The sequence below is a fragment of the Pseudomonas sp. AC211 genome, from assembly GCF_979258055.1.
Genome location: NZ_OZ409830.1, coordinates 3,451,476 through 3,470,595, shown reverse-complemented (window position 1 = coordinate 3,470,595; position 19,120 = coordinate 3,451,476). Strand labels below are relative to the sequence as shown.

The following is a 19,120-nucleotide window of genomic DNA, read 5'->3' as shown; positions in this document are numbered from 1 at the left end:
GCGGCTTTAGCCGCGATGCTGTTGATCAAAAAAAAACGGGGCTCATCGTGAGCCCCGTTTTTTATTGCCTGCGTTTGGCCTAGCTGGCCCGAACCCGCAAGCTGCGCCACAGCGCGGCGACCATTAGCGCACTCACCGCCGCCCAACCCAGCGCCTGCCAGTTGCCCAGGGTTTCCTGATACAACTGCGGCAGGATGCCGGCGCCGACGATCAGCGTCAGCAGGGCAATTTCACGGCGCGGCCCGGCCACGGGGCGGCATACGTACAACAGCGCTGGCAGCAGCAACACCATGCTTGGGAAGCAGCGGTAGCGCGGGTCGAACACCAGACCAAGCATTAATACCGCCGCCGCGAAGCCGCTCGCGGCCAACCACCAGCCACCGCGTGCTTGCAGCCATTGATAGGCGCCGGCACGCCAGCCGGCTTTGCTCGACAACGCCAAGGCGCCGTGAGCCAGCACGATCAGGTTCAGCCCCACCAGAAATGCCGCCCACGCCCATTCGCCGATATAGCGGCTGTTAACCCGCGCCATCTCGCCCCACAGCGCAATGCTGCAGGCGCCGACAGCGGCGAGCAGCGGCAGCACCAAGGCCGAACGGGTGGAGTTGGGGCGCCCGGCCAGCAGCAGGGTGGCGAAGAAAATCACACCGCTGACGCCCAGCCACAACGTCCAGTTGGCGAAGTTCGAGACCGGACCGGCCAGCACGTTTTTGTCCTGTCGGTCGGCGTCATACAGGCCCCAGTAGCCGCCCATGGCGCCTTCGCTGACGCGCTTCCACGGTTGGTCGAACGCTTCGATCAGGTTGTAATTCCAGCCGTTCTTTTCGGCCATGGCAACGAAGCCACGGATGAACTTGGCTTCGTTGACGCGGCTCGGCACAGCGGTTTCGCGCTGACGGCCTTCACTCGGCCAGCCGGTTTCGCCGATAAAAATATCTTTGGGCGCGAACTTGCTGCCGAACACCTGACGAATTTCGGCCACGTGAGCCAGAGCTTCGTCGATGCCGGTGGGGTCATCTTCCCAGTACGGCAGCAAGTGAATGGTCAGGAAGTCTACCGCTGGCGCCACTTCCGGGTGCTTGAGCCAGAATTCCCACACGTCCGCGTAGGTGACCGGCTGCTTGATTTGCGCCTTTACGTCGCCGATCAGCTTGGCCAGTTGCGCGCCGGTGACTTCCTTGCGCAGCAAGGTTTCGTTGCCGACGATCACCGACTCCACCACATCCGGGTTCTCGTTGGCCGACTTGATCAGCGCATCGACTTCCTTCTTGGTGTCCACCGGATTGCCGTTCACCCAGGCGCCCAGCATCAGCTTCAGGCCGTGCTTGCGAGCGAGGTCGGGAATGGCTTCAAGGCCAGTCATGGAGTAGGTGCGAATGCAGTGGAAGCGCGTGGCCAGCAATGCCAGGTCGGCATCCATGCGCTCGGGACGCAGGGCGAAAGGCTGGTCGAAGGGCGACTGATCCTTGTCGAACGGCGTGTACGAGGCGCACTGCAATTTGTGCGTCGGCGTCGCTGCGTCGGGCAGTACCAACGGTTGACCCAGGCCAAACCACAGGCCGCCAATGGCGAACAGGGCAAGCAGGCAGGCGAACACATAGGGCAGGGCGGGGAAGCGAGAGGATGCGGGCATAGTTAGGCGCGTCTGGGGGCAAAGCCGCGCAGTTTACCTGCATTCGTTCTGTTTAGCGTAGAGCCGCCAATGCCGTGTGTGAGTGCATATTAATGGGCCCGGCGCAGCGGTACTTGAATGCGCGTTCAATCATAAATTTCAAGGGCTTGGAGCAGGCGTTGACGGTGCTGGATATCGACCTTGTCGTTCCTGAGTCAACGATGTCGTTTCTTCGCGGTGTTGATGTCGTTCTTGGAGCAGGTGAGCGCTGCGGTTGGGTCGATTATCAGGGCGTCGGCACACGACTGACTCAGGGCGTGGGCCAGCAGAATTTTGCGAGAGGCCCGTCCACAAGAACAACCACACAGACACAACTACCTGCCACTCGGCAGCCGCCGAGCCACACTTTTCGGGGAACAGACTTATGAGCAAAATGCGTCGGTTATTGGGTTTGGGTGCCGGTTTGGCACTGGCACTGAGCACCGGTTTGGCAGGTGCCGCCGATAAACCCACATTGAAAATCGGCTACGTCGATGGCTGGTCCGACAGCGTCGCCACCACCCACGTGGCGGCGGAAATCATCAAACAGAAACTTGGCTACGACGTGCAACTGATGCCCGTCGCCACCGGCATCATGTGGCAGGGCGTGGCCAAAGGTCAGCTCGACGCCATGCTCTCGGCCTGGCTGCCCGTCACCCACGGCGCTTACTACGAAAAACTCAAAGACCAAGTGGTCGACCTCGGCCCTAACTTCAACGACGCCAAAATCGGTTTGATCGTGCCTGAGTACGTCACCGCGAAAACCGTAGGCGATCTGCAAGCGCAAAAAGACGCCTTCGGCGGCCGCATCGTCGGCATCGACGCTGGCTCAGGCGTGATGCTGAAAACCGACCAGGCCATCAAAGACTACGGCCTGGAGTACAAATTGCTCGCCAGCTCCGGCAGCGCCATGACCGCCGAACTGGCCCGCGCCATCCGCTCGGAAAAACCGATCGCGGTCACCGGCTGGATTCCGCACTGGATGTTCGCCAAGTGGAAACTGCGTTTCCTCGAAGACCCGAAAAACGTCTATGGCGCAGCCGAACACGTCGACAGCGTGGCTAACCCTGGCCTGGAAGCCAAGGCACCGACCGTGGTGGCCTTCCTGAAGAAATTCAACTGGACCCCCGACGAAATCGGCAGCGTGATGCTGGCCGTGGAAGAGGGCGCCAAGCCAGCCGAAGCCGCGAAAAAATGGGTGGCAGAGCACCCGGATCGCGTGGATGGCTGGTTGAAATAGGGGTAATTGCGCTTGCACAAAGCCGCTCACTTGAGCGGCTTTGTTGTTTTTTGGATCCCATCAAGAGCATCGCGGCTAAAGCGGAATGCCGCCCAGCCGCTCCCACAGGCACGTGGAATCTGCGGGAGCGGCTTCAGCCGCGATGCTTTTAAATGTTTCGAATAAGACTAAGGTCGTCTGTCTTCCGGCCCTGAGCGAACTATTGTTAGCTCACCAGCAACCCGTGCTGCGGAGGATAAAAATAAAATGAACGACAGCATCTACGAGCGGATTGAGAAAAGTCCGCGCTTCAGAGAATTGGTAGCCAAGCGCGAGCGATTCGCCTGGATACTTTCCGCCATCATGCTTGGCCTGTACGTGGCCTTCATTCTGATCATTGCCTTTGACCCCAGCCTGTTCGGCACGCCGATCAGCGAAGGGTCGCCCACCACCTGGGGCATTCCAGCCGGTATCGGTTTGATTCTCTCCGCCTTTGTGCTGACCGGTATCTATGTGTACCGCGCCAACGGCGAGTTCGATGACATGAACCAGGCCATTCTGGACGAGGTGAAAATGATCGCGCGTAACCTTGCGGCGTGCGCCTTGCTCGCCTTCGCTCCCGCCCTCTGGGCTGCCGATGCCATCAGCGGCGCGGTGCAGCGGCAACCGATCAACGTGGCGGCCATCGTCATGTTCGTGGCGTTTGTCGGTGCCACCTTGTTCATCACCTACTGGGCGTCCAAACGCAATAACTCCACTGCCGACCATTACGCGGCGGGCGGGAAAATCACGGGCTTCCAGAACGGTTTGGCGATTGCCGGCGACTACATGTCGGCGGCCTCGTTCCTGGGTATTTCCGCGCTGGTATACACCTCCGGCTATGACGGCCTGATCTACTCCATCGGCTTCTTGGTGGGCTGGCCGATCATTCTGTTCCTGATCGCTGAGCGTCTGCGCAACCTGGGCAAATACACCTTTGCCGACGTGGCGTCATACCGCCTCAAGCAGAAAGAAATCCGCACCCTGTCGGCAAGTGGTTCGCTGGTGGTGGTGGCGTTCTACCTGATCGCGCAGATGGTTGGCGCCGGCAAGCTGATTCAGCTGCTGTTCGGGTTGGATTACCACGTGGCGGTGATTCTGGTCGGCATTCTGATGGTGCTGTACGTGCTGTTCGGCGGCATGTTGGCCACCACCTGGGTACAAATCATCAAAGCCGTGCTGCTGCTCTCGGGCGCTTCGTTCATGGCACTGATGGTGATGAAAACCGTCAACTTCGACTTCGGCACGCTGTTCTCCGAAGCCGTGAAAGTGCACGCCAAAGGCCAGGCAATCATGAGCCCGGGCGCGCTGGTCAGTGACCCGATTTCGGCGATCTCCCTCGGCTTGGCGCTGATGTTCGGTACCGCCGGTTTGCCGCACATCCTCATGCGCTTCTTCACCGTGAGCGATGCCAAGGAAGCCCGCAAAAGCGTGTTCTACGCCACCGGCTTCATCGGCTACTTCTACATCCTGACCTTCATCATCGGCTTCGGCGCGATCTTGCTGGTGAGCACCAACCCGGCGTTCAAAGATGCAGCCGGCGCGTTGCTGGGCGGTAACAACATGGCGGCGGTGCACTTGGCCAACGCCGTGGGCGGCAGTCTGTTCCTGGGCTTCATCTCGGCCGTAGCGTTCGCCACCATTCTGGCTGTGGTTGCGGGCTTGACCCTGGCCGGCGCCTCGGCGGTGTCGCATGACATTTATGCCAGCGTCATCAAAGGCGGCAAAGCCAACGAGAAAGATGAACTGCGCGTATCGAAGATCACCACCATTGCCCTCGGCGTTCTCGCCATCGGCCTGGGCATTCTCTTCGAGAAACAGAACATCGCCTTTATGGTGGGCCTGGCGTTCTCCATTGCCGCGAGCTGCAACTTCCCCGTGCTGTTCCTTTCCATGTACTGGAAAAACCTCACTACCCGCGGCGCGATGGTGGGTGGCTGGTTGGGGCTGCTGACGGCCGTCGGCCTGATGATTCTTGGCCCAACCATCTGGGTTCAGGTGCTGGGTAATGCCAAGGCCATTTTCCCGTACGAATACCCGGCGTTGTTCTCGATGTTCGTGGCGTTCGTGGGCATCTGGTTCTTCTCGATCACCGACAAATCCACTTCGGCCAGCGAAGAGCGTGCACGCTTCCTACCGCAATTCGTTCGCTCGCAAACCGGCCTGGGCGCCAGTGGTGCAGCGGCGCATTGATCGACATAGCTTCTGAGTGATTTGGGCAGCCTTCGGGCTGCCTTTTTTTTTAAGCGCATGGCGGTTATAGCTGCTCCTGCCCACCCTGTAGGAGCGGCTTTAGCCGCGATGCTTTTAAATTCTCACGCGCGAATCGCGATCGAGCGAGCTAGAGACGGGCAAGGCAAAAACGGGTTTTCAAGCGCAGTTGGCTGTAGCCAATGAGCATTGAAAACCCGTTTTAACGCCGCCCGGCCGACGCGCAGCCGATCGCCAGGCATAAAAAAGCCCCGCACTAGGCGGGGCTTTTCAGTTGCCGGCGAGGAACTAGATCCTGCCAGAGCAAGCGCCAAAATGATCACGATGATCAAAATGGTGCCCAGAATGCCCGACGGGCCATAGCCCCAGCTTCTGGAGTGCGGGTACAGCGGCAGGCCGCCGACGAGGAGAAGAATAAGTACCACGATCAAAATTGTGCTGAGGCCCATGGGTGTATTCCTTGTTCTAGACCGTTGAATGCAACTTCCTTCGGAGGCCGTGCAACCGTTGCGCTTGCCTCGTCTACTTAGTACGACTAAGCGAGCTTTCTAATAATTCAGGTTATTTCTGCGCGATGCAGGAGGAGGGGAAGATGGCGTTTCGCCTGGCCGCTGATGCCGTGGTGCTGGTGCACCTGTTGTTCATTCTGTTTGTGCTGTTCGGCGGGCTGCTGGTGTTGCGCTGGCGCTGGCTGATGGCGCTGCATTTACCGGCCGTCACGTGGGGCGCCGCCGTGGAGTTTCTGCATTTGTATTGCCCGCTCACGCCGCTGGAAAACCACTTGCGCCAAGCCGCTGGGCAGCAAGGCTATGACGGCGGTTTTATCGAGCATTATCTGATCCCGCTTATCTACCCAAGCGGCCTAACTGCCGAGATGCAGCTGGGCTTCGGCGCCGTGGTGCTGGTGCTCAATATCGCGGTTTACGCGTACGTGATTCGCGGCGCCATGCGAGCAAAAAAGGCCCAGGCATGAGCGCGGTTTGCTTCGCTCATTCAGCAGCCTAATGGTGCGTGGGCCGGGGGATTGCGTTCGCTACACTGGCATCACTCCTCACCCATGACACCTATAAGAAAAGGCAGCCTTACTATGCAAAATCGCATGATGATCACCGGCGCGGGTTCTGGCTTGGGCCGCGAAATCGCGTTGCGTTGGGCGCGCGAAGGCTGGCAATTGGCGCTGTCCGATGTCAGCGAGCCGGGCCTGGCAGAAACCCTGAAGCTGGTGCGCGAAGCCGGCGGCGATGGCTTTACCCTGCGTTGCGACGTGCGCGATTACAGCCAGCTCACCGCCTTGGCGCAGGCATGCGAAACCAAGTTTGGTGGCGTCGATATCATCGTCAACAACGCGGGCGTCGCCTCGGGCGGCTTCTTCAGCGACCTGTCGCTGGAAGACTGGGACTGGCAGATTTCCATCAACCTGATGGGCGTGGTCAAAGGCTGCAAAGCCTTCCTGCCGCTGCTGGAACGCAGTAAAGGTCGGATCATCAACATCGCCTCTATGGCCGCGTTGATGCAGGGCCCGGCGATGAGCAACTACAACGTGGCCAAGGCCGGCGTGGTGGCGTTGTCGGAAAGCTTGCTGGCCGAACTCAAGCAGCAGGAAATCGGTGTGCACGTGGTGTGCCCATCGTTCTTCCAGACCAACCTGATGGATTCGTTCCGCGGCCCGACCCCGACCATGAAAGCCCAAGTCGGCAAACTGCTCGAAAGCAGCCCCATCAGCGCGGCCGACATTGCTGACTACATCTTCACCTCGGTGGCTAACAACGAGTTCATGATTCTGCCGCACGAGCAAGGCCGTATGGCCTGGGCCGTTAAGCAGAAGAACCCGGAGCTGCTCTACAACGAAATGGCCGTGATGGCCGAGAAGATGCGCGCCAAGGGCAAGTAAGTCGTGTGCTGTTAACTTGTCTGGCCGGTCAATTTTTTTGCCGGCCAGGCTTGTTCGTCACCGTCCTTGAATAGTAGGGTTGCTGGCCCGGCCTGCCTGGTCGTCGCCACGTTGACTATTCCTGTGAAACCCATCTCTCGGGGCCTGCTCTTTGTCGCCCTGGTGCTGGCCGCGATCAATTTGCGCCCTGGCATCACCTCCCTCGCTCCGCTCATCGAACAGATCGCCAATGAACTGTCGTTGAGTCGCGGCCTTATCGCCTTGACCACCGCCTTGCCCGTGTTGTGCATGGGCTTGCTCGCGCCTTTTGCGCCGCGCCTCGCCGTGCGTTTCGGCCTGGAGCGCACCATTACCGGCTGCATGGCATTGATCGGCGGCGCCTTGCTGCTGCGTCTGGCCAGCCATAACAGCGTGGTTTTAATCGGCAGTGCGGTGTTTGTCGGCGCCGGCATTGCCGTGGCGGGGCCGCTGCTTTCCGGTTTTATCAAGCGCCACTTTGTCGGCAAGGTCGGCCGCGTGGTGGCCTGGTATTCCTTGAGCATGACCATCGGCGGTGCCGGCGGCGCGGTATTGACCGGGCCGATGACCGGCCTGCTCGACGAGCGCTGGCATTGGGGGCTGGCGATCTGGGCGGTGCCGGCGCTGGTTGCCGTGCTGCTCTGGCTGTGGGTGCCAAACAAACAGGAAGACCCGGCCGAGGTTGGCGGCGGCGGTGGCTTGCCGTGGCGCGAACCGCGCGCCTGGGTGATTACCGGTTTCTTCGCCATTCAGGCCGGGCTGTTTTACACGCTGACCACCTGGCTGACGGCGCGTTATCACGAAGTCGGCTTCGACGCTTCGCAGAGCAACACCTTGTTCAGCTCGTTCATGATGATCGGCCTGCCCAGCGCCTTCGTGCTGCCATGGCTGGCCCAGCGCTGCGACAATCGCGCGCAGCTGCTGCTGGTCTGTGCCATCACCTCAAGCCTGTGCCTGGGCATGATTTCCTTTATGCCGCAGCTGCTGCCGCAGGTTGTTGCGCTGCTGTTGGGCTTTGCCTTGAGCGGCTCGTTTGCGTTGTCGTTGGTGCTGCCGATGTACGAAGTGAACACGCCGCTGGCCGTCAGCCGATGGACTGCCATGATGCTGTGCGCCGGTTACAGCATCAGCAGTTTCACGCCGATTCTGACTGGCCTGGTGCGCGATTTGACCGGCAGTTATCAGGTGCCGTTTATCGTCCTCACCGGGCTGGCCGCCAGCATGATCGTTCTGGCTGTGCTGCTTCGTCCGCGTGCTGCAGCGCTCGCCGCCCAGTAACAATTTGCCGCACCGGCCCGCACCCCGCGCGGGCTGTGGGGTTTATGACCGTGGCGTGACGGTTTTTCTGCTAGCGTTACCAGCTAGCAGTTTGAGGATTTTCACGCTGCGGTTATCTGGCATAATCGCGCCCCCTTTCGACCTGAACAGAAAACCACATGTTCGATCTTTTCAGCGGGCTGGAACCCTGGGTACTCATCAGCCTGATCCTGGCCCTGGCATTCGTCCTGTTCTTCGAGTTCATCAACGGCTTCCATGACACCGCCAACGCGGTGGCAACCGTTATCTACACCAAAGCCATGCCGCCCCATCTGGCGGTGATGCTCTCCGGTGTTTTCAACTTCCTCGGTGTGTTGCTCGGCGGCGTTGGCGTGGCGTATGCCATCGTTCACTTGCTGCCGGTCGAACTGCTGATCAACGTAAACACCGGCCACGGTCTGGCCATGGTGTTCTCGTTGCTGGCGGCGGCCATCACCTGGAACCTCGGCACCTGGTACTTCGGTATTCCAGCGTCCAGTTCGCACACCCTGATCGGTTCGATCCTCGGTGTCGGCCTGGCCAATGCGCTGATCAGCGATATTCCGCTGGCAGACGGCGTGAACTGGCAGAAAGCGATTGATATCGGCATGTCGCTGATCGCCTCGCCCATTGCTGGTTTCGCGGTAGCAGCGCTTGTACTGCTGGGCCTGAAAGCGTGGCGCCCGCTGTCGAAGATGCACAAAACCCCCGAGCAGCGCCGCAAGATCGACGACAAGAAACACCCGCCATTCTGGAATCGCCTGGTGCTGGTGTTGTCGGCCATGGGTGTCAGCTTTGTGCACGGCTCCAACGATGGGCAGAAAGGCATCGGCCTGATCATGCTGGTGCTCATCGGCATTGTTCCGGCGCAGTTCGTGCTCGACCTGAACAGCACCACCTACCAGATCGAACGCACCCGCGATGCGACGGTTCACCTGAGCCAATTCTACGATCGCAATCGTGAAAGCCTTGGTGAATTCCTGGCGCTGGGCAAAGGCGACACCGCCGAAATGCCCGAGCTGTTCCGCTGCAACCCGCAGCAGACAGAAGCCACCATTGCCGGTCTGTTGAAAGACCTCAAAGGCGCGACCGACTATCACAGCCTGGCACCAGACACGCGCATTCAAGTGCGCCGCTACCTGCTGTGCCTGGACGACACGGCGAAGAAAGTGGGCAAGCTCGACGCCCTGGACTCCCGTGAAAAGTCCGACCTCGACAAGCTGCGTAAAGACCTCACCGCCACCACCGAATACTCGCCGTTCTGGGTCATTCTGGCCGTGGCGCTGGCGCTGGGTATCGGCACCATGGTCGGTTGGAAGCGCGTGGTGCTGACCATCGGCGAGAAGATTGGTAAACAAGGCATGACCTACGCCCAGGGCATGTCGGCGCAGATTACCGCCGCGTGCGCCATTGGCCTGGCCAACGTGTTCAGCCTGCCGGTGTCGACCACTCACGTATTGTCGTCCGGTGTTGCCGGCACAATGGTCGCGAACAAAAGCGGCCTGCAGGGCGGCACGGTGCGCAATATCTTGCTGGCGTGGTTGCTGACCTTGCCCATTTCGATGGGGCTGGCAGCCAGCCTGTTCTGGATAGCCACACGGTTCGTCGATTAATAAAAAAGCCCCGCAGATGCGGGGCTTTTTTTGTTAATCGACATTCGGCTTCCGGGCCGTCGGCCATGCTGCGTTGAAAGCCAACTTTAAATGCTAAAGCCCGACATTGAGTCGGGCTTTCTCATGGGTTCACGGAAGATTTTGTAGGAGCGGCTTCAGCCGCGATGCTCTTAAACACACCATCGCGGCTAATCGAAACGCCGCCCAGCGCTCCCGCTACAGCTCAACCACATGCCCTTCCTTCGGCGACACCTTGCCGTGGTACAGCTGGGCAATCAGCGCTTGCGCAGCCGGGAAGCCCTGGCTGACGACCACGTCCAGCAGCGGCGTGACCTGATCGTAAAAACGCACCAGCCCCTCTCCGATATGCTCCGACACCTTTTCTGGTCCCCAGTCAGCATTGCGTTTGCGCAGCTGAATCGGCGCGAAGAACAGTTGCGGCTGCGGCCCGGTAATGGCGGTGAGTTGGGCCGGGTCGGTGTTCTGCGCTGAGCCGGCGCAGCAGCTGTAAACCAGGTGCTCGCCGAAGTGTTGGTGGACGCGGTCGCGCAAGGCCAGGTCGCTGGAGAAGTCGACGTACAGCGTCGGTTGATCGTTGGCCAACTGCTCCAACTGCTCATACGCAACGCTCTGCTCGTAGCAGCCCAGGCCGGCGACGAACTCGGTGTTGCTGCCGGAGGTGAGTGCCACGCGCTTTACGCCTGCGTCGTTCAGGCATACGGCCGTGGCGAACGCGGTCTTGCTGGAGGCGCTGGAGAACACCAGGCGGGTGGCGCCGAAGAAGCCGTTGTCCTCGAGGAAGTCGGCCAGCATGGAGGACGTCAGAAACAGCGGCTTAAGCAGAATTTGCAAGTTTTCGGTGCGTGGGTTGTAGAACGTGTCCCAGCTGCAGCGGGTGTATTGGTTGTACGCCGAGGTCAGCAGGCGGCGATGGTCGGCGCCGTCGTAGAAACCACGGTCCGTTACGCGTTCGGGCTTCATCCGTAAATGACTGGCAATGGGGAAGTAGCCATAGAAACGCTCGCCAACCGCCACGCCTTCAACCGTCGACGACACCACGTCGGCAAAACCCCACACCGGCACATGACCCAACGCCGCGTCACCGGTGGGGAAGAAGTCCCAATAATTCATCGAGTCGCCAAACGCGGCGTAGGTGATGTTGTTGGTGGTCAGCGACAGCCGATCGAGCTTGACCACCACCTCGCCGGGCCCCGCGCTGAGGTCTTCTTCGTGGGTGCGGATGTGGCTCTGGTCCAGTGCGTTTTTTTCGGTAAGAAGGCGTGTTACGTTGCGGCGATCTGACATGACGGCTCCTGTTTTTTGTGGGGGCAAAGCGTGTCTCCACAGAGTACGAGCTAACCATGAAACGCGGGTTCGGAAACGCCAGCACACCGCCAGCCAGCCCGGTAAAGCCGCGCAGCAAGCCGCTTAAGCGGCCGAGCCAGGCCCGCGCGATCTTCACCGTCGAGGCCATCTTCGAGGCCTTTGTTCGGATTTGGTTGCGCGATGGCTGGAGTGCCTTGACCACCCGCGCCGTGGCACTGGAAGCGGGCGTCGCCATCGGCACCCTCTACGACTATTTCCCCAGCAAGGAAGCGCTGCTGTCGGGCTATGTGCGCTATGGCATCGAATGCATGCTGCAACGCGTGGACGCCGAAGTGGTGCAACCCATCGCACTCAGCTGGCAACAGCGCATCGAGCAATTGCTGGAGGTGTGCTGCAACCCACCGGAACCCGAGCGCTCGATGTTCGGGTATGAGCTGATCGCATTGGAATACAAGATCGCCGAGCGCAAACACCAGCAGCGCGCCTATGAAGAGCTGGCCGGTAAATGGCGTGAGGTGTTTGCCGCCTGCCACGACCTGCCTCGCCAGCCAAGCGGCGAAACCGTGGATGCGTGGCTGACGGCGGTGTGGGGCGGGCGTCGTTACTGCCTGACTGCGCAGCTCAGTACGGCGCAGCAACAGGCGTGGTTGGCGGAGATGAAAAGCATGTTGGTACAGCGGGTGGCCGCGTTAGCGGCAGGAGATTAGCGCTCAGGCTGTTGGCGAACCCTTACAGCACGTGTTTGGAAATCAGTTTTGAGATTTCCACCATCGAGGTGCGCCCCGTGAACTCGAACTTCACCCGGCCAACCGAGGAGAAATAGATCTCCAGCTCCGAGTCCAGATCAAACGTGCCTGAGGTTTCGACCGAGTAGGCCACGATGTTTTTGTAAGGCAGAGAGGTGAAGTCTTTCTTGCTGCCGGTGAGGCCTTGGACGTTCACCGCGATGATGCGCTTATTGGTAAACACCACGCCGTCGCGCATGGATTTGTAGGCGTCGATCACCTGTTCACCGTCGACCAGCAGCGCGGTCACGCGCTCGGCGTACTCGTCGTTTTGCTTGAGCTTGAAGAAACCTTTGTTGTTGAAGTCGATCATGTGGGCTCCTAAGGGGGTTGGTCTCTGGCGTTATCGATTTCGCGTATTGAGCTGCACCATTCGTTTGCAATCGCGGTGCTCGATACTGCCTTCGGGAAGTGGCCAGCACACCGAGCGTTTTTCAGTGATGCCGGTAACCACGCCGCTGCTCTGGGCAACGGGCGGCGAGCGCGTCGGAACGGGTGGCATGGACACTGTATTAACCAGCCGCTTGGGTTGGTAATTTTGATCGTTGAATACCGTTTGTTTCGGTGCACTTACAGCCGGTAACGGAGCGGTCGGCGATGCTACCTCGGCTTCGGGGTAAACAATGGGTTCGCTGCGGAAATCAGGGCTCGGATTCGGCATAGGCATAGGCATAGGCATAGGCATACCAGTCGGCATTGGCGCTGCGATCTGTGCTGGATGGTTGAACGATTGCCCGGCGAAATAGAGCAGGCTTAGGCTGAACAAGGTGCCAAAGGTCAGCGACAGCAGCCAACGCCCATAGGCGGCACGCGGCTGGGTGCGTTGCAGGTAATAGGGAGCGTCGTCGTAATCAGCGTTCATTCCATGAACCAATGGCGGGGCGAAGATTTGCTGTCTCGCCGTTGTTTAATGAGGCGGATAATGCCGGTGAAATCCGCGCCTGGCTAGCTCAATGCCAGCATCACACCAAGCGCCGGATCTGCCGATGCCGCCACACCAGCCGGTAATACAAAACCTGCAACGCCAGCATGGTCAGGTAGGCCAGGGGAAAGGCCATCCACACGCCTTCGAGGCCGAAGTGGGCGTCGAGCAAATAGGCACCGGGCGTTTGCACGCCGAGGATGCAGAAGATCGAAATGGCCACCGGCACCAACACCACGCCGCTGGCGCGCATGATGCCGCCGACGACGGCTTGGTAACCGAAAATCAGCATGCTCCAGAGCATGATATGCAGCAGGTGTTCGGCTTCGGCGCGGGTGGCCGGGTCGGTGATAAACAGGCCCAGCAACCAGTGCGACAGGCCATAGCCCAACAGCACCAGCGCGCCGGTCAGGTAGGTGTTGATCAGCAGGCCGGTGCGCAAGATGGCGCCGATGCGGTTGGCCTGGCCGGCGCCGATGGCTTGGGCGCCGAGTATGGAGGCGGTGATGGCAATCGACAGCGCGGGGAATTGCACGTAGTTGACGATCTGCGTGACCGCGCCATAGGCGGCAGTGGCTTGCGAGCCGTGGCCGTTGACCAACGCCAGAATCACCAGCTCCGAGAGAGAAATCACCACCATCTGCAACCCCGTCGGCAGGCCGATGCGCATCACCAGACCGATAATCTCGCGGTTTACCCGCAGCGCCCGAAACAGCTCGCGGTCGGGGGCGAGCACGTGGCGTTTGTGTCGCAAGCGCACGGTGAGCAGCACCATCGCCAGCAGGTTGCTGAACAGGCCGGCATACGCCGCGCTCTGAATGCCCAATGGCGGTAAGCCCAGCCAGCCTTTAATCAGCGCCGGCGTTAACAGCAAGCCGGCGACGGTCGAGAGAAGCAGCGCCAACAGCGGCGAAACGGTATCGCTGACGCCGCGCAACAGTTGGGTGAACAGCACGAACACCAGCAGCAGCGGCATGATCAGCATCATCACCTGCATGTAGGCGGTGGCGTCGTCCAGCACGTCGGCCGGTGTGCCCAGCGCCACCATGGCCTGACGGGCGAACACCGTGCCGAGCACGGCGGCCAGCACGCCAATCAACGCCCCGAGTGTTAGCGTGGTGCCGGCGATGGCTTTGACCCGCTGCGGTTCATTAGCGCCCCACGCCTGACCGATCAATACCGAGGCGCCGGCGCCCAGGCCGATGACCAGGGCGATAAAGAAAAACACGATGGGAAACATGCCCGACACCGCCGCGAGCGCCTGGGTGCCAAGCATTTGGCCGATGTAAATGCTATTGAGCGTGCCCGACAGCCCTTGCAGGAAGTTGGACAGCACCATAGGAACCAGGAAGAGGGCGTAGACCTGCCACAGCGGGCGTTGAGCGGGGACGTGCATTGGAAAGGCTCAGGGTGCGTGGGCGACCATCTGAGCATGAAAGCGGGGTGGCTTGCATCTGACGTGGCGCTTTGCAGGGCATTTGGTAAAGGAGGCAGCTGTACGCGGGTTGACCGACCGGCCCCATAGACACCGGTACACTTCGCAGTGTCCCGCGCACAGCCGCCATGACGCGGGGTCTGGCGGTTGTTGCAACAGCGGCGGCGACTATAGAAAACGGAGTGTGCGGCGGTCTGGCGGCTAAGGATGGCGGTTGCGTAGGTGAGATAGCCATGGGCCTGGAGAAACACGCCCGCTGCCGGTGACTGTTTCACCGGGCAGCGGCGCGCTGGCGCCTACAAGTCGTGCAGCGGGTGTTCGCCTTCCCAGGTCGGCACAAAGTGCGCGTCGATCACCGAGCGGGGAATGGTCGCCACATCGGGCCAATGCCAGTGCGGGGCGTTGTCTTTGTCGATCAGGCGCGCGCGCACCCCTTCGGCAAATTCAGGATGCCGGCAGCTGTTCAAGCTCATGGCGTATTCCATACGGAACACCTCGGCCAACGACAGATGCTTGCTGCGCTCAATCTGTTCCCACACCAAATGCGCGGTCAGCGGACAGCCGCCGGCCAGTGTCTTGGCGCCGCGGGCGAGCAAACCGTCGCTGCTGCCTTCCATGGCCACCAGCACTTTCCAGGCGCTGGGCAAGTCGGCGACGTCGAGCAGGTTGTCGATGTGGTTGCGCCGGGGCATCAGTTGGGCGTCGGGTAATTGCTGGTTGGCTTCGTGTTCCAACGCCTTGAGCAAACTGTTGAGCTGCCGCGCCGGTTGTTCGCTCCAGTTCAGTTGCAGCAGGCCGTCGATTAGCGTGTCTTGCTGGTCGTCGGCCAGGAAACGGTCGGCCCAGCCGAGCAGCAGCGCGTCATGGGCGTTGACTTGCGTGGCGGTCAGGCCAAGGAACAGCCCGAGCTTGCCCGGCAAGCGGCTGAGGAACCAACTGCCGCCCACGTCGGGGTAAAGGCCGATATTGATTTCCGGCATGGCCAGGCGGCTGCTCGGCGTGACGATGCGGATGCTCGCGCCTTGCAGCAGGCCCATGCCGCCGCCCAGCACATAGCCATGGCCCCAGCAGATAAAGGGTTTCGGGTAAGTGTGAATGCGGTAGTCGAGGCGGTATTCGTCGCTAAAGAAACGTCCGGCCAGCGGCGGAATTTCGCCCGGATGTTCGCGGCACGCTTCTACCAACTTGCGCACGTCGCCGCCGGCGCAGAAGGCTTTCTCGCCGTTGGCCCGCAGCAGTACGCAGGCGATGCTGGGGTCTTGCGCCCACGCCGCGAGCTTGGCGTCCAGCGCCTCGATCATCGGCAACGACAACGCGTTCAGGCTGCTGGCGGCGTCCAGTGTGGCGACACCAATACGGGCGCCATGCTGGCCTGCCAGTTCTTCAAAAATCACATTCATAGAAAGCGGTTCCTAAACTCTGCCGTGCTCGGCATATGGCGGGCGGGCGAGCGCTTGCCGTCGCTCGCCCCGGCGAAAGGCTTATTTGTTGCGCCACTGCGGGTCGCGTTTTTCCAGGAACGCGTTGACGCCCTCGCGGGTGTCGTCGGCATCGAACAAGTCAACGAAGCGCTCGCGCTCTTCAGACAGCCAACTGTTGGGGCCCCGTTCGCGGGCGCCTTGAATCAGCGGTTTGATGGTGCGCACCGCCACCGGACTTTGCCGCGCCACTTTGGCCGCCAGCAACAGCGCATGGCCACGGGCTTCGCCGCTGTCGACCACTTGCTCGACCAGGCCGATGCGCAGCGCCGTGTCGGCATCGACCCGGTCGCCGCACAAAATCATGCGCTTGGCCCAGCCTTCGCCCACCAGCCAGGCCAGGGCCTGAGTGCCGCCTGCGCAAGGCAGCAAGCCGACGGTGGCTTCGGGCAGCGCCATTTGCGCCTGGCGTTCGGCGATGCGGATGTCACACGCCAGCGCGCATTCCAGCCCGCCACCCATGGCATAGCCATTGATGGCAGCGATGGACACACCGCGAAAATCGCGCAGCGCTTCGAATGCTTCGCCGAAGCGCCGAGCCATTTCCCGTGCGCGGCTTTTGTCGCCGTCGGCAAACAGGTTGAGGTCGGCGCCGGCGCTGAAAAATTTGCTGCCCTGGCCGGTAATCACCAGCGCGTAAATGTTGTCGTCGTGGTTGAGGTGCTCGATCAGTTGTTTCAGACCAATCAACGATTCCCGGTCCCAGGTATTGGCGGGCGGATGGTTGATGGTCAGCAGGGCAGTGTGGCCATGTTTTTCGACCGTCAGCTTGTGGGTGAGGTCGGCCAGGCCTGGGTGATAGGTTTCGATGGCAGTGCTCATTAACTCGTGTCCCTGTCGTTGGTGGCGGCGCCCCATGGGTAATGGCTGGCGCCTTCAGCAAATGGCACGGCTGAGTATGCAAAAAGTGAGTGGCTTGCGCACCCCGCCGTTTTGCCTGAGCGACAGGTTTTTTCAAACGCAGATTTCGGCAACCGCTGGGTGCCGCTCACGCATTCGGTTTGCCGCCGAGCAGCTTGAACCAGAACGCCACCTCGCCGCCCAACTCGTCGCGCAGCATTTGCGGCGCCAGGTCGTCGGCACGGTCCCCGAGTAAGCGGCGCCAGGCCGGCAGTTGCACCAAGTGTTCGTCGTCGCAGTCGCTGCTCAGCTGCCGCGCCACTTGCACCACGTCCACCAGATCAGCGCTGCCCTCATGCTGACGCTGCCAGCCGCTGCGATAACGGGCGCAGTCGATGAGCACCGAGGGCAAGCGCCAGGCGGTCAGCACAATCACGCCGACGTCGGCTGACAGCTGATCGCACAAATTTTGCAACTCCTGCGGCTCACGCGGTACTTCCGGCCAGCGTTCCAGCTCGTCGAGCAACGGCAGGCTGCCGATGTCTTGCAATAAGCCGCCGAGCATGGCGTCTTCCATGGGCAGGCGAGTGAGTTGTTGGGCGAGGCAGGCGCAATACGCGCCGCACATCAGCGAAGCGTTCCAGCGTGCGCGAAACACTTTCTGCAACACCGGGTCCTGGCTGGTGAACAGGTGCTCCACGGCAAATGTCAGCACCAGGTTGTTGACCCGCTGCATGCCGATGCGCGACACCACTTCCTGCAAATTCACGCCCTGGCGCACGTTGCGCAGCATGGGGCTCGAGGCGAACTGCAATAAATACGCGGCCAGCGGCGGATTGCTGTGCAGCAGGCGCGTGACTTGCTCCAGCGAGGCGTGGGGCGAATCCAATAACTTGCGCAGGCGCAACGAGGTTTCCGGCATCTGCGGAACCTTGGCGTTGCCCTTGAGGAAGCTCGAGTACAGCGAAAACTTCAGACCTTCGTGACCGGTCTCCATTTATGCAATCTCCTGGTCTGCTTACCCTTTCAAGCGTAGTAAGCATTTCGCCAGGCGCAGGACCATTGGGCGGCCGTGGTGCTTCGAACGGTCGTTTTTACACCCGGGCGATGGTCGCCAAGCCGGTCGCCACCAGCTTCTCCACGCCATCTTTCACAGCGAACACATCGGCACGGCAAACGGCTTGGCGCTGCCCGGCTTTGAGCACTTCGCTGCGGCAGATGAGCTTTTCGCCGAGTGCCGGCGCCAGCAGGTTCAGTTTGTATTCGCTGGTGACCACATCGCCCACCATCGAGGCCGCCGCCCAGGCGCAACCGCTGTCGACCATAAAGCCGACCACTGCGCCGTGAATGTAACCGTGGTGTTGGCACAGGTCGGGCCGCGCGTGCACCTGCAGGCTGACCTTGCCCGGGGCAAAATCCAGCAGCTCGGCACCGAGCATATTGGCGAATGTCGAGTGGGCGATGGCCTGTTCCAGGCGTTCGCGGGTAATGCCGGCAGCTGCGTTCATGGCGGTGACTCCGTGGGGTTCGGCTGGAGTCTTGACCCGCCAACGCCTGCCGACAATGTGCATCCAGCGCCGTGATGCACACGCATCAGCTCGGGTTGACTTGGCACGCTGCGTTCCTTAGCGTGCGCAGCAGTTTTTTCAAGGGGTAGGCGCATGACCGCAGATGATCGAATCAAGCTCGAAGCAGGCTGGAAAGAGGCATTGCGCGAGGAGTTCGACAAGCCTTACATGCAAACCCTGAGCGAATTTCTGCGCACCGAGAAAGCCGCCGGCAAAGTGATTTTTCCGCCGGGACCGATGATCTTCAACGCACTGAACTCCACGCCACTGGATCAGGTGAAAGTCGTGATCATCGGCCAGGACCCTTACCACGGTCCGGGCCAGGCCCATGGCCTGTGCTTCTCCGTGCAGCCGGGCGTGCCGACGCCGCCGTCGCTGCAAAACATCTACAAAGAACTCAAGCGCGACCTGAACATCGACATCGCCCCCCACGGGTATCTGCAAAGCTGGGCCGAGCAGGGCGTGCTGCTGCTCAATACCTCGCTGACGGTGGAGCAGGCCAACGCCGGTTCGCACGCCAAGAAAGGCTGGCAGCCGTTCACCGACAAAGTCATCGAAGTGGTGAATGCGCGGCCTGGGCATCTGGTGTTCTTGCTCTGGGGCGCCCATGCGCAGAGCAAACAACCGTTGATCGATACCACTCGGCATCTGGTGCTGAAATCCGTGCACCCGTCGCCGTTGTCGGCGCACCGCGGCTTTATCGGCAACGGGCATTTCAGCCGGGCGAATCAGTACTTGAAAGACCGAGGGCTTGCGCCGATCAACTGGCAATTGCCGCCGTTGTAAGGCGGTACGCGATCAAAAACTCGAGGCTAAAGCCTCTCCCAC

General features: G+C 60.8%; 17 protein-coding genes and 1 pseudogene. 8 read left to right on the top strand and 10 right to left on the bottom strand.

Annotated features, from left to right (window positions below; genetic code table 11):
• Nucleotides 1-79: 79 nt before the first annotated feature.
• Nucleotides 80-1,633, bottom strand: a complete 1,554-nt coding sequence (locus ACZZZP_RS16370; protein WP_463383465.1) for a glycoside hydrolase family 17 protein — start codon at nt 1,631-1,633, stop codon at nt 80-82.
• A gap of 403 nt (nt 1,634-2,036) precedes the next feature.
• Here ACZZZP_RS16370 and ACZZZP_RS16365 point away from each other — a divergent pair, with 403 nt between their 5' ends.
• Nucleotides 2,037-2,891, top strand: coding sequence for a glycine betaine ABC transporter substrate-binding protein (locus ACZZZP_RS16365; protein ID WP_463383464.1), 855 nt, complete (start codon nt 2,037-2,039; stop codon nt 2,889-2,891).
• 246 nt (nt 2,892-3,137) lie between these two features.
• Nucleotides 3,138-5,102: a cation/acetate symporter ActP gene (gene actP / locus ACZZZP_RS16360; RefSeq protein WP_463536711.1), complete on the top strand. Its 1,965-nt coding sequence runs from the start codon at nt 3,138-3,140 to the stop codon at nt 5,100-5,102.
• A gap of 323 nt (nt 5,103-5,425) precedes the next feature.
• Here the strand turns inward: actP and ACZZZP_RS16355 are convergent.
• Nucleotides 5,426-5,569, bottom strand: a pseudogene (locus ACZZZP_RS16355) (DUF3309 family protein); the annotation flags it as partial.
• Nucleotides 5,570-5,712: 143 nt separating this feature from the next.
• Between ACZZZP_RS16355 and ACZZZP_RS16350 the strand changes: the two are divergent.
• The 4 genes from ACZZZP_RS16350 (at nt 5,713) to ACZZZP_RS16335 (ending at nt 9,938) form a co-directional block, all read left to right on the top strand.
• Nucleotides 5,713-6,093, top strand: coding sequence for a DUF2784 domain-containing protein (locus ACZZZP_RS16350; protein ID WP_463536710.1), 381 nt, complete (start codon nt 5,713-5,715; stop codon nt 6,091-6,093).
• A gap of 114 nt (nt 6,094-6,207) precedes the next feature.
• Entirely contained in the window at nt 6,208-7,011 is an 804-nt protein-coding gene (locus ACZZZP_RS16345) for an SDR family oxidoreductase (RefSeq protein WP_463383463.1), read from the top strand.
• Between the two features lie 123 nt (nt 7,012-7,134).
• On the top strand, nt 7,135-8,307 hold the full coding sequence (locus tag ACZZZP_RS16340; protein WP_463536709.1) for an MFS transporter: 1,173 nt from the start codon (nt 7,135-7,137) through the stop codon (nt 8,305-8,307).
• Nucleotides 8,308-8,465: 158 nt separating this feature from the next.
• Nucleotides 8,466-9,938 (top strand): inorganic phosphate transporter, encoded by a 1,473-nt coding sequence (locus ACZZZP_RS16335; RefSeq protein ID WP_463383462.1) that lies wholly within the window; start codon nt 8,466-8,468, stop codon nt 9,936-9,938.
• A gap of 216 nt (nt 9,939-10,154) precedes the next feature.
• Here ACZZZP_RS16335 and ACZZZP_RS16330 read toward each other — a convergent pair whose 3' ends face one another.
• Entirely contained in the window at nt 10,155-11,243 is a 1,089-nt protein-coding gene (locus ACZZZP_RS16330; RefSeq protein WP_463383461.1) for a DUF2855 family protein, read from the bottom strand.
• Nucleotides 11,244-11,299: 56 nt separating this feature from the next.
• Between ACZZZP_RS16330 and ACZZZP_RS16325 the strand changes: the two genes are divergently transcribed.
• The gene (locus tag ACZZZP_RS16325; RefSeq protein ID WP_122493847.1) at nt 11,300-11,971 is read left to right on the top strand and encodes a TetR/AcrR family transcriptional regulator; all 672 of its coding nucleotides are present in this window, start codon (nt 11,300-11,302) and stop codon (nt 11,969-11,971) included.
• 22 nt (nt 11,972-11,993) lie between these two features.
• Here the strand turns inward: ACZZZP_RS16325 and ACZZZP_RS16320 are convergent, their stop codons facing one another.
• The 7 genes from ACZZZP_RS16320 to ACZZZP_RS16290 all read right to left on the bottom strand — a co-directional run bounded on the left by ACZZZP_RS16320 (nt 11,994) and on the right by ACZZZP_RS16290 (nt 18,232).
• The gene (locus ACZZZP_RS16320) at nt 11,994-12,362 is read right to left on the bottom strand and encodes a PH domain-containing protein (RefSeq protein ID WP_463383460.1); all 369 of its coding nucleotides are present in this window, start codon (nt 12,360-12,362) and stop codon (nt 11,994-11,996) included.
• A 30-nt stretch (nt 12,363-12,392) separates the two neighbouring features.
• Nucleotides 12,393-12,911: a hypothetical protein gene (locus tag ACZZZP_RS16315; protein ID WP_463383459.1), complete on the bottom strand. Its 519-nt coding sequence runs from the start codon at nt 12,909-12,911 to the stop codon at nt 12,393-12,395.
• A gap of 100 nt (nt 12,912-13,011) precedes the next feature.
• Complete coding sequence (locus ACZZZP_RS16310; protein ID WP_122493844.1) at nt 13,012-14,367, bottom strand: MATE family efflux transporter; 1,356 nt, start codon at nt 14,365-14,367, stop codon at nt 13,012-13,014.
• 335 nt (nt 14,368-14,702) lie between these two features.
• Complete coding sequence (locus tag ACZZZP_RS16305; RefSeq protein WP_122493843.1) at nt 14,703-15,806, bottom strand: enoyl-CoA hydratase/isomerase family protein; 1,104 nt, start codon at nt 15,804-15,806, stop codon at nt 14,703-14,705.
• An 81-nt stretch (nt 15,807-15,887) separates the two neighbouring features.
• A complete protein-coding gene (locus tag ACZZZP_RS16300) occupies nt 15,888-16,706 on the bottom strand; it encodes an enoyl-CoA hydratase (protein WP_122493842.1) in 819 nt (272 codons plus the stop codon).
• Nucleotides 16,707-16,872: 166 nt separating this feature from the next.
• Nucleotides 16,873-17,721, bottom strand: coding sequence for an HDOD domain-containing protein (locus tag ACZZZP_RS16295; RefSeq protein ID WP_463383458.1), 849 nt, complete (start codon nt 17,719-17,721; stop codon nt 16,873-16,875).
• 97 nt (nt 17,722-17,818) lie between these two features.
• Complete coding sequence (locus ACZZZP_RS16290) at nt 17,819-18,232, bottom strand: PaaI family thioesterase (protein WP_122493840.1); 414 nt, start codon at nt 18,230-18,232, stop codon at nt 17,819-17,821.
• 153 nt (nt 18,233-18,385) lie between these two features.
• Between ACZZZP_RS16290 and ung the strand changes: the two genes are divergently transcribed.
• Nucleotides 18,386-19,078 (top strand): uracil-DNA glycosylase, encoded by a 693-nt coding sequence (gene ung, locus ACZZZP_RS16285; protein WP_122493839.1) that lies wholly within the window; start codon nt 18,386-18,388, stop codon nt 19,076-19,078.
• Nucleotides 19,079-19,120: the final 42 nt, after the last annotated feature.